At 41.3% G+C, this 13476-nt stretch carries 16 protein-coding genes; 5 read left to right on the top strand and 11 right to left on the bottom strand.

What is annotated here, in order from left to right; all coding sequences use genetic code 11:
• Window positions 1-22: 22 nt before the first annotated feature.
• From CLOSYM_RS02530 to CLOSYM_RS02520, 3 genes are all read right to left on the bottom strand, one after another.
• Window positions 23-2152, bottom strand: a complete 2130-nt coding sequence (locus tag CLOSYM_RS02530; protein ID WP_021640825.1) for an ABC transporter substrate-binding protein — start codon at window positions 2150-2152, stop codon at window positions 23-25.
• A 137-nt stretch (window positions 2153-2289) separates the two neighbouring features.
• On the bottom strand, window positions 2290-2721 hold the full coding sequence (locus CLOSYM_RS02525) for a DUF3788 domain-containing protein (RefSeq protein WP_021640824.1): 432 nt from the start codon (window positions 2719-2721) through the stop codon (window positions 2290-2292).
• 13 nt (window positions 2722-2734) lie between these two features.
• The gene (locus tag CLOSYM_RS02520; protein ID WP_021640823.1) at window positions 2735-3664 is read right to left on the bottom strand and encodes an AraC family transcriptional regulator; all 930 of its coding nucleotides are present in this window, start codon (window positions 3662-3664) and stop codon (window positions 2735-2737) included.
• Window positions 3665-3867: 203 nt separating this feature from the next.
• Here CLOSYM_RS02520 and CLOSYM_RS02515 point away from each other — a divergent pair, with 203 nt between their 5' ends.
• The 5 genes from CLOSYM_RS02515 (at window position 3868) to CLOSYM_RS23605 (ending at window position 6973) form a co-directional block, all read left to right on the top strand.
• Window positions 3868-4449, top strand: coding sequence for a TetR/AcrR family transcriptional regulator (locus CLOSYM_RS02515; protein WP_044902069.1), 582 nt, complete (start codon window positions 3868-3870; stop codon window positions 4447-4449).
• A 105-nt stretch (window positions 4450-4554) separates the two neighbouring features.
• Window positions 4555-5400, top strand: coding sequence for an ABC transporter ATP-binding protein (locus CLOSYM_RS02510; RefSeq protein WP_021640821.1), 846 nt, complete (start codon window positions 4555-4557; stop codon window positions 5398-5400).
• On the top strand, window positions 5397-6080 hold the full coding sequence (locus CLOSYM_RS02505; protein WP_021640820.1) for a fluoroquinolone export ABC transporter permease subunit: 684 nt from the start codon (window positions 5397-5399) through the stop codon (window positions 6078-6080). Before CLOSYM_RS02510 ends, CLOSYM_RS02505 begins: the two co-directional genes overlap by 4 nt.
• Window positions 6077-6775 (top strand): hypothetical protein, encoded by a 699-nt coding sequence (locus CLOSYM_RS02500; protein WP_021640819.1) that lies wholly within the window; start codon window positions 6077-6079, stop codon window positions 6773-6775. Before CLOSYM_RS02505 ends, CLOSYM_RS02500 begins: the two co-directional genes overlap by 4 nt.
• A gap of 69 nt (window positions 6776-6844) precedes the next feature.
• Window positions 6845-6973, top strand: coding sequence for a hypothetical protein (locus CLOSYM_RS23605; protein ID WP_021640818.1), 129 nt, complete (start codon window positions 6845-6847; stop codon window positions 6971-6973).
• A 269-nt stretch (window positions 6974-7242) separates the two neighbouring features.
• On the opposite strand, the gene CLOSYM_RS02490 is transcribed toward CLOSYM_RS23605, so the two are convergent.
• The 8 genes from CLOSYM_RS02490 to CLOSYM_RS02455 all read right to left on the bottom strand — a co-directional run bounded on the left by CLOSYM_RS02490 (window position 7243) and on the right by CLOSYM_RS02455 (window position 13245).
• On the bottom strand, window positions 7243-8391 hold the full coding sequence (locus tag CLOSYM_RS02490) for a sensor histidine kinase (RefSeq protein ID WP_044902068.1): 1149 nt from the start codon (window positions 8389-8391) through the stop codon (window positions 7243-7245).
• Window positions 8378-9085, bottom strand: a complete 708-nt coding sequence (gene vanR, locus CLOSYM_RS02485; RefSeq protein ID WP_003500224.1) for a VanR-ABDEGLN family response regulator transcription factor — start codon at window positions 9083-9085, stop codon at window positions 8378-8380. The genes CLOSYM_RS02490 and vanR overlap by 14 nt, the downstream gene beginning before the upstream one ends.
• Window positions 9086-9346: 261 nt before the next feature.
• Window positions 9347-10276 (bottom strand): DUF2268 domain-containing putative Zn-dependent protease, encoded by a 930-nt coding sequence (locus CLOSYM_RS02480; protein ID WP_021640815.1) that lies wholly within the window; start codon window positions 10274-10276, stop codon window positions 9347-9349.
• A 139-nt stretch (window positions 10277-10415) separates the two neighbouring features.
• Window positions 10416-10955 (bottom strand): CD3072 family TudS-related putative desulfidase, encoded by a 540-nt coding sequence (locus tag CLOSYM_RS02475; RefSeq protein WP_009299145.1) that lies wholly within the window; start codon window positions 10953-10955, stop codon window positions 10416-10418.
• A 55-nt stretch (window positions 10956-11010) separates the two neighbouring features.
• Window positions 11011-11550 carry a DUF1697 domain-containing protein gene (locus CLOSYM_RS02470; protein ID WP_021640814.1) on the bottom strand — a complete coding sequence of 180 codons (540 nt, stop codon included), beginning with the start codon at window positions 11548-11550 and terminating at the stop codon, window positions 11011-11013.
• Between the two features lie 62 nt (window positions 11551-11612).
• Window positions 11613-12077: a VOC family protein gene (locus CLOSYM_RS02465; protein ID WP_044902067.1), complete on the bottom strand. Its 465-nt coding sequence runs from the start codon at window positions 12075-12077 to the stop codon at window positions 11613-11615.
• A gap of 78 nt (window positions 12078-12155) precedes the next feature.
• Window positions 12156-12707 carry a DUF3795 domain-containing protein gene (locus CLOSYM_RS02460; RefSeq protein ID WP_024739684.1) on the bottom strand — a complete coding sequence of 184 codons (552 nt, stop codon included), beginning with the start codon at window positions 12705-12707 and terminating at the stop codon, window positions 12156-12158.
• A 274-nt stretch (window positions 12708-12981) separates the two neighbouring features.
• Complete coding sequence (locus CLOSYM_RS02455; protein WP_021640811.1) at window positions 12982-13245, bottom strand: hypothetical protein; 264 nt, start codon at window positions 13243-13245, stop codon at window positions 12982-12984.
• Window positions 13246-13476 lie beyond the last annotated feature (231 nt).

Raw genomic sequence — 13476 nt, 5'->3', positions numbered from 1 at the left:
CTTTCCATTGCATATAAAAATTTTACATTTGCTCGTTGATATAAAGACTGGCCCGGCTCTGAATTCTTTCAGCCGTTTCCTGAGCGCTCCTTGCCCCTGAAAAATATTCCCCGGCCTCTTCCAATATAAGTGCTTCCAGTGTCTGATTGTCATTCTCCACATAGGCTGCGCTGTTTAAAAGCTGCTTTGTCAGCTCCACATCTTCTTTTGTTGCCTTGCCGTCTTCGTAAATCCACGTCCAGACAGATTTTCCATCCGCCGCCGCCTGCGTGACCTTATCAAACGCCCTCTTATGAATCGGAAGCATCATACATGACATCTGATGCTCTTCTGTCAATAGTGTTCTGACAAATTCCCATGCCCCTTCCTTCCGTGGGCTGGACGAGGAGATTCCAACCTTCACTTCCGGTTTGATAACGTTGTACTCACCTCCGCCTCCGGGAAGTCCAAGAAATTTCAGGTTCCCGCTGTAGTAATTTCTGTACCGGGTGATGTGGTAAACGCTCAGCACAGTCTCATAGGCTGCTGCATAGCTTTCGCTCATCTCCGTTCCTCCAAAGCCATTCTGGCTGCTTTCCTGTATCTTACCGGCAAATTCCAGCATTTTTACAAATTCAGGTGAATCAAAGGAGCATTTGCCCAGGTTCCAGTCAATAAAACTGCCATCTGTCTGAAGCATGATTTTCAGGAAGGAAGCACCAGACAGATTGTTTATGGAATTGGCTCCGTAAGTATCAAGGACCTTTTCCAGCTCCTGAATGGTCCAGCCATCGTTTCCAGCCACAATATCTTCACCGGCCAGCATAGTGGATATGGCTGCTCCGTCCGTAAGATAGGGCAGCTTTCCATCCAGGCTGATAGCTTCAAAGACATTTTCAAAGTAATCCTCTTTCCTGATTTCCGGATCATGTTCCATATATGGATAGAGATCTTCTAAAAGCCCTTTGCTTTGATAAATCTGTACAGACAAATTACTCATATCCAGGATATCCGGCATATCACCGGAGATGATACGTGTATTAAGATTTATAATGGCATTATCCCATTCCTCGTTGGAAACATTTTGTGCATACGGAAAATACTCTGTCAGCTCAACCTTATACCTGTCGTTTGTTTTGTTAAAATCAGATACGGCCTGGACAAGGCCGGGGGTCGCGCTCAGGCTCACCATACTCAAAATCTCCCTCTCATCCGCCCCCTTGGTCAGAACCGCCATTTCATACGATAATACCTCAGTCTGATTAGATGAGGCTGCCAGGACCACAAAACGCCCGTCCGTGCATTCTCCAAGATGAACCTCTGATGTGCCAAGTCCCATATCCGACCAGTTAAAGACCGGGCTGCCTTCCTGCGCGCCCGCTGCATAACCATATAAAACCGAAGAATCAAACCGGTAGAAATCTTTGTTCACACCTCCGTACAGCCCTGCTGTTGCGCCCAGATAGATTTTATCTTTACTCCAATCCCGGCTCTTCATGTCCACTGTCAGCAGGTCATAGTTCATACGGTCCGGGGAAGTTGCACAAATACCAATCTGTCCCCCGGCAGTCGTTGTGGTTGTCATAAGATTTCCCTCATAGTCGAGAGAAAATAAGAAACTGCCGTCATTGTCGAACAGATAGATCAGCGTATTTCTGCCTTTAGCAGCCACACAGATATTTCCCTCTCTATCAATGCTGAGGAACAAATCTCTTCCAACTGCCGATATGACTGAGGTGTCCATCACACCTGCCAGGTCAACCGACTGAACCAGTGAACCGCTGTTGTCAAATTTCCTTAAACTATAGACACCGGCCTGTTCCAGGCAAACCGCCCAGATACTGTTGTCCGGGGCAAAGCCAAAATCCAGAAGCGAAACCGAGGCGTCCAGCTCCAGATTCTGCTTCAAAAATTTACCGTCATCAATGTTCATTGCTGCCAGATAGGACGTGCCATCTTCCTCCAGACAGCACATATAGGCCATATCATCTTTGAGCAGAAGTCTTTCGATTCCTGTCACTGAGTCCGGAATATCAAAAAAGTCTGCAACATAGGAAGAATCCGGCTGCATGGCATCCATGCGGTTCCCGCAGGCTGTTATGGTAAAAATCAGTGCTGTTGTTCCCAGTATTGTAAAAATCCGTCTTAACTTCTTTCTCACAGCCACCTCCATACTCTAAAATTACCTCCTTTCATATAAAAATTGCCTGCTCTATCAGGCAGTTTAAGCATACCATTGATGAGCAGGCAATTTTTTAATTTGAGATAATTGATTTTCTATGGAATGGTAAATGAATGATTAAGAAATTCCTAAGGCGATATACTCCTCTTTCTAAGATTTATCAGTTCAAAAACATTATTCATAATCTCCTTATCCCGTACTTCTAACATCAGCCATTTCTGTCCGTTACCAGTTTTTGCATCTCTGAATACTTTCTGCACATAGTCAGAAAATAACGGCATTAATAATTCTGCCTCCGTAAGTTCACGGCTTCCTATCACCACAAGAGCGATAAAATAACCCTGCATTGGGTAACAGGTACAAAGAGATTTCCCACTTTTCTTGTATTTAATATTCCAGCCTGGCTGCATGGAACAGCGGCTGTAATCCATATAAGGCTCAATCCGGTAAACGGACCGGATGCGGCTGTCAAACTCTGCCCATAACGGATTGTCAATATACTCCGCTATTTGCTTCAGAGATGGAGCATCGCCGTTTGTATAAAGCATATTCCAATCCATCCCAATATCCCTCCTACTCTTTTTTTTCCAACGGTATGGGCTTGACCCAAATTTCCATACAGGCCATATCCTTTAGGTCACGATAATACTTTTCTGCTGAAAAAGGCTCCGTTGTTAAGCTGTGATGCGGCAGCCATGTACCAAAAAGGTATTTTCCACCCTGATTCAAGGCAACCGTTACCAAATCCTCAAAACTTTCCGCTTCAATCCTGCAAACGATGTATTCTCCAGCAGGGAGTTCTCTCTTTACAAAGTCTCCCTCCTGTTTATGCGGGATATTTCGAACAAGACCGCCCGCAAAATACGTGAAAAGGCCCTGTGCCGTATCTTCCGTATGGGACATTCCCATTTCCACATTGGCATCGACGTCTTCTGCGATTAACGTCTTCTCCATATGGTAGCGTTTCCAGAGCTGTCCCGGCACATCTACACCTGTGCTTTCACCAGCCGGAATCTGTTCAGAAATACGGACTTTTGTTTCAAAGCCGAGGTAAACTTCCGGTTTCGTCAACGTTTTTCTCTGGATTTCCAAGACGATATTTCCTACCACCAGCGGAACCCCTTCATCTACTAAGACGTAATTCATGGAAACTTCCGGCTTGTCGAATGTGTTGAGCATTGGTAAATCTCTCCTGTACTCTTCGGGTGTGATTCCATACGTTTCCTTGAAGGCCCGCGTAAAATTTGCATGGCTTGTAAAGCCATAGTCCAGGGCAACGTCAAGTATTCTCTGTTCGGTATTACCCAGATTTTCAATCACCTTTGCCAGGCGGCGGAGCTTCACATATTCCTGAACCGGTTTACTTACCAGCCGCTTGAACAAACGCTGAAAATAGAAAGGGGACAGGCCGGCTATATTTGCCAGTTCCTCCGTATAAATTTCTTCTGTTAAGTGTTCCTCGATAAATGTTAAGGATTGTTCGATTGCTTCCCATGCGTACATTGTTGCACCTCCTGTATTTGATGTTCACATTATATCATCTTATTTTTTACCGGGCTTATCACATAATGCGCTTTTTTTCAGGAAATCGCTAGGGTACTGCGGCATTTTTTTCAATTACTTTAGATAATAATTGACAATGCGGGCCATAAGTGTTATATTCTATATGACTATATTAAATATTTAGTCATAAGGAGGTGATAAAAGTGCCACGCTTTACTGAAAAGGAAAAAGCATTTATTAGTGATAAACTACTGGCCGAAGGCGAAAAACTTTTTTCCCTGCATGGATTAAAGAAAGTGACTGTTGATGATTTAGCTGTTGCCGCCAATATTTCCAAAGGCTCCTTTTATGCGTTTTATCCCAGCAAGGAACACCTGTATATCGAAATCAACTTTCAATTACAGCAGAAACTTTTTGAAAATATTGAATCAGTGGTGAAGAAGAAGCATTATCCTACGCAAAAGGCTTTAACCAAAGACGTCATTATGATGAGTCTTACCGGAATCATTACTTCTCCCATCCTGTCGCAGATTGATTTATCCATAATGGATTATCTGCAGCGAAAGTTGTCCCCTGATATTTTCAGTAACCATATGTACAATGATATCCGCATATTGGAAATGTTGCAGCAAATGGGAGTACAGTTTACCGTTCCTCATACTGTATTGATTAAATCTCTATATTCTGTGTTGACCTGCCTGGAGCAATTCAGGGAAGATGAAGAATTAGAACAGATACAAACACTTTTAGTTGATGGTATCGTGGAACAGGTTGTTAAGAAATAGCAGCACTTGTTTGGTTATTTGGCTGACAGGTAGCCAAACATTTTTTTAATCTTCACATGACTATATTTTATTAATCGTCATATATTCAAAAAGGAGGAAGTAAAAATGATTGAAGTCAACAAGTTATGTTTCAGCTACACAAACAAACCTTTTGTCGAAAATGTGAGTTTTCACGTAGGACGGGGGGAAATCTTCGGTTTTCTGGGGCCATCAGGCGCCGGTAAATCAACCATACAGAAAGTCCTGACCGGTCTTAACACAAAATATAAAGGGAGTGTCAAAGTAGCTGGAACGGAAATCCGCGAAAGGACTAACAGATTTTACGAGCGTATCGGCGTTGATTTTGAGTTTTCCACCTGTTATGAGAAATTCACCGCACGCGAAAATCTGAACTACTTTGGTTCCCTGTATGACAGGCCGCTCCGTTCCACTGAAGAACTTTTAAGAATGGTGGGGCTGGAAAATGACGGTGATAAAAAGGTTTCCGATTTTTCAAAAGGTATGCGTTCCAGGCTGAACTTTATAAAAGCCCTGGTCCACAATCCGGATATTCTTTTTCTTGATGAACCCACCAGCGGCCTTGATCCTACCAACAGCAGGCTCATGAAAGATATTATCCTTGCCGAGAAAAAACGCGGGAAGACGATTATTATTACCACGCACAATATGTTTGACGCAACTGAACTGTGCGATCAGGTTGCTTTTATCGTATCAGGAAAGGTCAGCGCCCTGGATACCCCACATAATCTTATCATGTCAAGAGGCGCTGCTAAAATCCGGTACTCTTATTTTGAAAATGGAGAAAAGACGGGTGAATGCATGCTTACACAAACTGCGGATGATAAACGGCTAAATGAACTAATCCAAAGCAATAGTCTTCGCTCTGTCCACAGCAGTGAGCCGACATTAAATGATATTTTCGTGGATATAACAGGGAGGACGCTGCAATGAAATTAAGAAGATTAGTCTGCGGCGATATCCACTTCCAATGGAACTATGGCTTTTACTTTATTTATTTTGTTTTGACGGTGATTTATGTCTTCGGCATTACAGCTTTACCGGATAACTGGAAACACAATGCAGCCGCAATTATGATTTATTCCGATCCGGCGGCCATGGGGCTGTTCTTCATGGGAGCGATTGTTTTACTTGAAAAAAGTCAAAAGGTACTCCATGCGATTGCCATATCGCCGGCAAAAGTATCCGAGTACATCCTTGCCAAGGTATTTTCACTGATGTTTATATCCTGCGTAGTCGCATTGATACTGGGAATTGCGGCAGGAAATAAAAACCTATCAGGTATTATAATCGGGACAGCATTAACATCATCGATTTTTACTATGCTCGGTATCATGGCTGCCACGAAGATTGCGAACCTGAATCAATTTTTAATTGTAATTATGCCCATTGAGATTTTATGCTTTGTTCCCCCCATTGCAGGATTATTTACAGACCTGCCGGAAATTTTACGGTTCTTTCCATTTATGGCCTGCATGAATTTAATAACAGGGTACAGTCAGAACACGTTTCTGGATTTGGTTCTGGTTCTTGCGGCAAATTTTGTATTATATCCGGCAGCACATAAGATGGTATCAAAAATGTGGCAGAGTATTGGAGGTGTGAAGATATGAAAAAAGTATTTAACAGCATAGGGCAGGTATTCCAACAGATAAAAAAGGATCCCATGATGCTTGCAGCTTGTTTCACCCCGTTTCTGGTTGGCGCCCTTATTAAATTTGGAATCCCATTGATAGAAAAAGCTTCAAAATTTTCTTTACAGCCCTATTATCCGATGTTTGACTTGTTCCTTTCTATCATGGCACCAGTGCTTCTTTGTTTTGCTTTTGCCATGATTACCTTAGAAGAAATTGATGATAAAGTTTCCAGGTATTTTTCAATAACTCCGCTTGGAAAATCAGGATATATTTTTTCAAGGCTTGGAATACCCGCAATTCTGTCAACGGTTGTTACATTTATTGTGATGGTAATCTTTTCATTGGAAAAACGGTCCGTCATCATGGTTTTAGGCTTGTCCGTTTTAGGGGCGGTCCAGGCTATTATGGTAGCCCTGATGATCATTACCCTTTCCGCTAATAAACTGGAGGGAATGGCAGTTACAAAACTGGCTGCACTTACATTACTAGGAATACCAGCCCCATTCTTGATTGATAGTTACTGCCAGTATGCTGTTGGCTTCCTTCCATCATTCTGGGCAGCTAAAGCTGTGCAGAATGAGGCGGTTCTTTATTTTCTCATGGCTTTGGCGGCAGCTTTAATCTGGTATTATTTCCTTACAAAACGTCTGTTTCAAAAGCTGGCAGGATAATGAACTTCTCCATTCTGCATAGGACGGGGGCAGATGATTTATGACAACTGAAAGGGGGTGAAGTAGGTTATGGAGCAATACTGGTGGATTATCATTGCTGCGGTTTTGATTGTCGTTGGCTTACTAAAAATGGTTATTATGAAAAAATACAATGATAAAAAGAATCCCAAAAAGCATCCACATAATGATGAAGATTAGTCAGCTGTACATGGGCCACAGCACCCGGTCTTGTTGCGGGTGCTGTGGCCATGTATGCGATAGGACGCTGTTTATGCGGGAAAAGTACAATCTTGCCGCTTGATTTCCGTGCCCGAAAAGCCCTATTATATAACGTCTTTTCGCTTCTGCCGTGACAGTCTGGGCTGACTTGGCATTTACAGCAAATAATCTGTACTTGACATTACATAATCGTATGATTCCCCGCCTGTTCTATCAGGTCGATTGAAATGGTAAATGTATTAAAATCGCTAAGATGCTGTGACAGAGATTTTGGATGATGCTGATGGGATTTCAATGATGAAAGCAGTGCGTCCATTACTGCTTTCAGCCCTTATCTGTCCGCCATGCAGTACAATAATATTTTTTGCAATAGCAAGCCCCAAGCCGGAGCCTCCTGTCTCGCTTAATCTCGCATTGCTTAAACGGCAGAATTTATCAAAAATCACATTGAGCTTATCCTCCGGAATTTCCCCATCATTTTCAAATTGAATCACCGTCCATTCTGAAAGCTCTCTGGCTGAGACTTTGATAACGCTGTTTTCCGCACTATAAGAAATGGCATTTTTCAGGATATTATTAAACACTCTGGCCAGCTTATCAGAGTCTCCATATACAGATATGTCCTCATCTACATGATTCTCTATGATTTTTCCGCATGCATTCAACTGCGGATACAACTCATCTGAAATCTGAGCAATCATATAGAAAAGATCAACCTTTGTCTTATGAAGCGGAAGAGATTCCGAATGGCTGCGGGTAATCTCAAAAAACTCATTCACCAGGGTCCTGAGCCGGTTCGCCTTTTCCCATGCAGTATGGATATATTTTGCTTTCTCCTCATCGGGCATATCCGGTGTTTCATCTAAAAGGCTGAGATATCCTATCACAGATGTCAGTGGGGTCTTGATATCATGAGCCAGATATACCACCAGATCATTCTTCTGCTGCTCCGCCCTCTTAGCCTCATCCGCCCGTTCTGCAAGTGTCCGCTTTACATCGGCCAGTTTATGCTCCACACTCTCCAGTTCCGGAGACAGGGAAATCGCTGCCCTTTCTTCCATAAGCTTGTCAATCCCTGCAACTACCTCATCAAAATATCTTTTATATGTATCCAACAGCATGTGGAACAACAAAAAAACAAATATGATTATGACTAACGCAAGAATAAACTGCATATTGACCGTCACTATCTTGAAATATATCAAATCAGCTTCCTTCTCACTGATTGAAAGACTGCGTGCAACTGCCCCGACAATCGCGTCTGCCAAGTGTCCACGCGTCAGCATCCGCAGGGCAAAGACTGCAGCAACTGCTCCCATGGTAATCCATAATCCTCTGATAAATGTAATACGGCCGAGCTTTGAATAGTTATATTTTGTTTTTTTAAATTTCCCCAATTTTATATCCAACCCCCCAAACCGTTTTTATATATCTGGGATTTTCCCCGGTATCCTTCATCTTCTCACGAAGATGGCGGATGTGTACGGTAATTGTATTGTTACTCTTGGTATAATATTCTTCCTGCCAGACTTCATGGAATAATTCTTCGGCACTGACGACACTGCACTTGCGCTCTAAAAGAATTCTTAGTATGGAAAACTCCGTAGGGGTCAGTGACAGCGTCTCTCCATTAAGCCGGCATTCATATGTCTTAATGTTCATCGTCAAACCGGCATATTTGAAGATTTCATCTGCTGCCGGAACCGCTGAGCCCGCATTATATTTCTTGTAACGGCGTAGCTGGGCCTTTACCCTTGCTACCAGCTCAAGGGGCAGGAACGGTTTTGTAATATAATCATCGGCACCGAGTGTAAGCCCGGTAATTTTATCCGTCTCTCCATCCTTAGCCGTAAGCATAATTACCGGATATGTGTACTCCTTACTTCGGATGGACTGACATATCGAAAGTCCGCTGATATCCGGAAGCATAATGTCCAATATAGCCAAGTCAAAGTCTGTACTTCCAATACAGACAAGCGCTTCCTCCCCTGAATAAAATTTATATACATCCATATTTTCATTTTGAAGATATACTTCGATCAGATCCGCAATTTCTTTCTCATCATCAACAACAAGTATTTTTTCAAGCAAAGCATGACACTCCTTTCAGATTAAATCATATACATTATACCTGATCCGTGACACTAATGTGTTTATATATAATGGATAAATGATTAATTATTTCCTAAGATACGCAAAATTACCATTTTTATTTATGTTGGAGAAATGTGATATTAAAGCCCGAACTGTTTGGCTGGAGCCTTAGTTTATAAAAAGAAAAAGGCGGCCTGAAAATAAATTCAAAACCGCCAGTGGAATTCGCATGCTTGTTGTAAAACTCCAAATTATATTTTATTGGTTCCAAAAGTCCTCCACACAATCTAAGATTTCACTCGCAGGTAATATAGTCGCTTCTGCAATGCTTTTCCCTGTTTTGTTCAAATAATGCTTAACCAAATGATAGCCGCAAGCATAGCCTGCGCAGTAAGGTAAACCAACAGGAGCGTAATTTTGCAAAGCAGCCATTTCATCGCCATACAAATAGGCATTGAGGTTTTCAAGCCCTTGAACATTTAAACCATCGTGAATGATTGGCTTAATATACTCATTTAAGGTTACCATATCGGTTTTAGTAACCCAAGGCCCCGCTTTATCCTCACCATACATTTGAGTTGCAAAGTTTTCAGCTAATCCTTCACTGACCATCATTTCACCGAGTGTAATGTCATTTTTCCACTTGATAAATTGAAACCGCACATTATGGTTTGTTTCATGTGCTAAAGCAACATGAAGATGATTTAATGTGTATTCATTTGGAGTTAGCCAAACAAAAATATATCCCGGAATACCTCCATCTCCGCAATAGCCATCATTTAACACAGTGTATGGGCTTTCTGGATTTGCAAGCAAAATGGTAAACATATACTCTTGAACAGGTAATTTTACTCCATGCTCAATAAAGCAGTTTAATGAGTTTTGGATTGACAATTCACATCTTTTCCAAAGCGCATTGTCTGAAATCAGTTCAATATTATGCTTTTGCTTTTCATCAACAGCGGTTGGCGCCATATGTCCAAGCATTCCGCTTGCCATAATGACATCATAGCCATTACGTGCTGCAGCTTTCATTGGCACACTGTAACAAGCCCACTTTTTTTCAAAAGGCTTCATCAGTTCATAACGGTAGATATCATTTTTCCTGTCAAAAGGTGCGTTCATAATTTTTGAATAAACACCATCTGAACGGACAGAAACAATTCTCATATATTTAATTCCTTTCATTTTTCTTCATCATACACTATGACGCAGCGTAAAAGTCAAGAAGAAACAATGCAGCAAATTGAATATAGCATTTACTCATCATTCGTGTATCCGGCTCTTTGATGATGTGTTGTTCCGCCCGATAAATTCCAATTTATTTTTACTTAATAATAGATTTTAGTTGATTAAAAATGTTATCAGTGTTTTTGATTCCTAACATGGGAATATTCAAGTTGAGCGCATTGATTCTATTACTAAGTTCGCTCATAAATACCCCTTTCCCGCTTATCTCTTTATTAAAATCTGATGTAGTTTCCACACCACAGTTTGGCGAACGATTTGCACCAATGATTCCGGTTATCTCAAAGCCATAGGCATTGTATTCTGTTATCTGTTTCATTACATAATCAACTTGGGCCATTAATAATTTGTGAGCTTCATCTTTTTGCATTTCCTTACGAATGCGGGTATTTTCAATGACAACAGGATCATCTGCGCCATTGTTATTACCTCTATTAAGTCCCAAACAGCAAAGTTCAGGACATGGCATTTGAACAATGCCAATATCAGCATCAAGAAGAATTTTTATGACCTCCTTAAAAGCTGCCGGAAAAACGGCTGTCCCGTCAGATATTGAATTTTGATTTAATATACAATGTGCTATAAAAACAACTTTTTTGCTTCGACCATCAGCAAACATAAATTTTGTTTTCTGCTCTGCTATTCTGCCTACCTGAAAATTATAACAAAAACGATTACATTCCAACTGTCTTTTTAACAGTATTTACCGTTCTTATCGTTAATTTGCTGCTGATAGCTGCACTTGCTGTCTTAGACCACCAATTTGTTTTTTGATAATCTTTTCGGCTGAAAGACCAAAATATCACTTCTTTATATTCCTTTATTTTTTCTAATTCCTCTCTAGGCTCTCCAATCTCACTATATACCTCTGCGAATGTGGCCGGCGGAATAATGAAAATGAGATTGTCATAAATTTCATTATTTCCGTTCCCCCACCAGTCCGGTGCATTATGCAAGATGTTCTCAAGTTTTTCTTTTGCTATGACAAAAACAGGAATATCCAAGCCAAACCGTTTTTTTATCATTACCTCAATCTGATTTGTAAACGTTTCATCCTCATCTTCGTCACCTGAAAAAATCACATTTCCGCTGTTCAAATATGTCTTAACATCTCCAAAATCAAGTTTTTCAAAACCTTCTTTTAACTCTGCCATGGACACTTTATTTTTGCCGCTTATATTGATACCACGCAAAAATGCAATATATTGTTTCATTTGCTCCGACACCTCCCACGTATAATATATCCCTATGAAAACCTTACAGGAAAATGGACATTTTAATGATTCAAAAGTTTCATTAAGTCCTCCACGGAAGCGTCCATTTTCACAGCGATTTCTTCCATATTCATACCGGAAGCAAGAAAACGTTTTATCACCATTTTCATATCCTCGCCAACTTCTATGATATGTCCGTCTAAATCATAAAACCGAATCACCCGCTGGCCCCAGCTATGCTCGAGCACTTCTCCCAGATATTCTATGTCAGGATATTCTTTCAACTTATTCAGAAAACCATCAAAATCCTGTTCTTCAAAGACGATTTCTGCATTGTTGGATTTCTTTAATACCTTTTCTTTCGGCAGGTTCACCAGCCAGTCAAAATCCTGCTGCAATGCCAGGCCGCAGGTAAAAGCGATGTTTCTTCCGTAATCCTGAAATACTTCCAATCTGAACAAATCCTCATAAAATTTTCTCGCGGCATTAATGTCGGCTACCGATATAAGCATACACGTGTACTTCATATGAATTTACCTTTCATTTTGCTATTCTCAATCCCTTTTTATTTTGGTTTGTCACTGACAAAGAATGAGAGCTTCCTATCACCGCTTTTTTTTGTGCAGTTTCAGATCAATCCCTCTATTCGATGCTGTATCTTGAAGCAGTCCTGCAACAAAAGCACTTTTTTCTTTGAGTGTCAGCATCTTTATGTCAGGTCTATTCTCAATCTCTCTAAGTACTTCTTGCAGCTCTTGTAATTCCAAAAGATTTACAGCTACACAAAAGAGTGTCTTTTTCCGTCCGTCATTGTAGCCGGACAGGAGAATATCCAGTATTCTTACCTTCTCTTGTTGTTCCTTATTATAAGCTTCCACTCCTGACAGCTTGGCCTTTTTTAAATCAGCCTTTCGTTGGCGGTGCGTTATAAAGGAATCAAAATCGTCAATATGCTCATATTTTTCACAAGGGTATTCACCGCACTGAAAGCAGTATTCTACTCCATCATGCTCAATGCTGCATCTCGCAATTTTGCATGTCTGGTTTCCTTCACCGCCCCCGCAGCCGGGGCAGTTTTTATTCAAAAACATGGGACAAAGTCCACAATTCAATCCACAGAGAGAAAATAACTGATTCTGTCGTTTAAATCCTTTCATGATGCCTCCTTAACTCTATACCCAATCCGGCTTATACACTTCACGTTCCATGATTTTTATCTCCTCTAACATTATAATAAATCTTTTGAATTATTGTATTATTGAATGCTAAAGAATTTATTAATCATTTCCTAATGTGCAGGTAAATTCTTCTGGTGATTTAATCGCTATGAATGATTGTTTTTGCTGTTGTTACTCAGTTTCTCCAAACTATTTTCTGACACCGGGTATCATTCTTCCTTAGCGAACTGCACTTTTCAGTTTAGCAAGATTGTCAATTTCCCAGCCTAAACTGCTTCTCTTCATCCTGCACAATCTCCCCTGTCTTCCTTCCATACTTCATCCCCTTTTCAGCAGCCTCCACTAAGGAAGTACTGCTTCGGACATACCCCATCGTCCGGATCACATTTTTCATAAGACTCCCCTTTTCCTGAGCCCCCTTTTCCTTAAGTGTGATGCAGACAGCATTCTTCAGTTCCTGCTGACAGATTTCATCTGCCGATCTCTTATCCCCGGAATCCACACCTCTTTGCGCCAATAAAACCTCAATCCACAGGCTCTTACGAGCCTGACCATCTGATTAAACTTGTCAACGGCCCCTTGTACGTGTTTCGATCCACAGGCTCTTACGAGCCTGACCCTACGCCATCAGGGAGAAGCCGAAGAACCTGATGGTTTCGATCCACAGGCTCTTACGAGCCTGACCGATGCATGCTTCACTGGATGGGGAATTGATTGACGTTTCGATCCACAGGCTCTTACGAGCCTG

Source organism: [Clostridium] symbiosum ATCC 14940 (genome assembly GCF_000466485.1).
GTDB classification, from domain to species: domain Bacteria; phylum Bacillota; class Clostridia; order Lachnospirales; family Lachnospiraceae; genus Otoolea; species Otoolea symbiosa.
The sequence above is the reverse complement of the archived record's forward strand: the minus strand, read 5'-3'. Positions and strand labels throughout refer to the sequence as shown.

Excerpts from the sequence above, each read along its gene's own strand:
- CLOSYM_RS02530 (WP_021640825.1), bottom strand. The coding sequence starts at position 2,152 with ATGGAGGTGGCTGTGAGAAAGAAGTTAAGACGGATTTTTACAATACTG.
- CLOSYM_RS02510 (WP_021640821.1), top strand. The coding sequence starts at position 4,555 with ATGATTGAAGTCAACAAGTTATGTTTCAGCTACACAAACAAACCTTTT.
- CLOSYM_RS23605 (WP_021640818.1), top strand. The coding sequence starts at position 6,845 with ATGGAGCAATACTGGTGGATTATCATTGCTGCGGTTTTGATTGTCGTT.
- CLOSYM_RS02475 (WP_009299145.1), bottom strand. The coding sequence starts at position 10,955 with ATGTTTGCTGATGGTCGAAGCAAAAAAGTTGTTTTTATAGCACATTGT.
- CLOSYM_RS02525 (WP_021640824.1), bottom strand. The coding sequence starts at position 2,721 with ATGGATTGGAATATGCTTTATACAAACGGCGATGCTCCATCTCTGAAG.
- CLOSYM_RS02500 (WP_021640819.1), top strand. The coding sequence starts at position 6,077 with ATGAAAAAAGTATTTAACAGCATAGGGCAGGTATTCCAACAGATAAAA.
- CLOSYM_RS02460 (WP_024739684.1), bottom strand. The coding sequence starts at position 12,707 with ATGAAAGGATTTAAACGACAGAATCAGTTATTTTCTCTCTGTGGATTG.
- CLOSYM_RS02470 (WP_021640814.1), bottom strand. The coding sequence starts at position 11,550 with ATGAAACAATATATTGCATTTTTGCGTGGTATCAATATAAGCGGCAAA.
- CLOSYM_RS02505 (WP_021640820.1), top strand. The coding sequence starts at position 5,397 with ATGAAATTAAGAAGATTAGTCTGCGGCGATATCCACTTCCAATGGAAC.
- CLOSYM_RS02465 (WP_044902067.1), bottom strand. The coding sequence starts at position 12,077 with ATGAAGTACACGTGTATGCTTATATCGGTAGCCGACATTAATGCCGCG.
- CLOSYM_RS02520 (WP_021640823.1), bottom strand. The coding sequence starts at position 3,664 with ATGTACGCATGGGAAGCAATCGAACAATCCTTAACATTTATCGAGGAA.
- CLOSYM_RS02480 (WP_021640815.1), bottom strand. The coding sequence starts at position 10,276 with ATGAAAGGAATTAAATATATGAGAATTGTTTCTGTCCGTTCAGATGGT.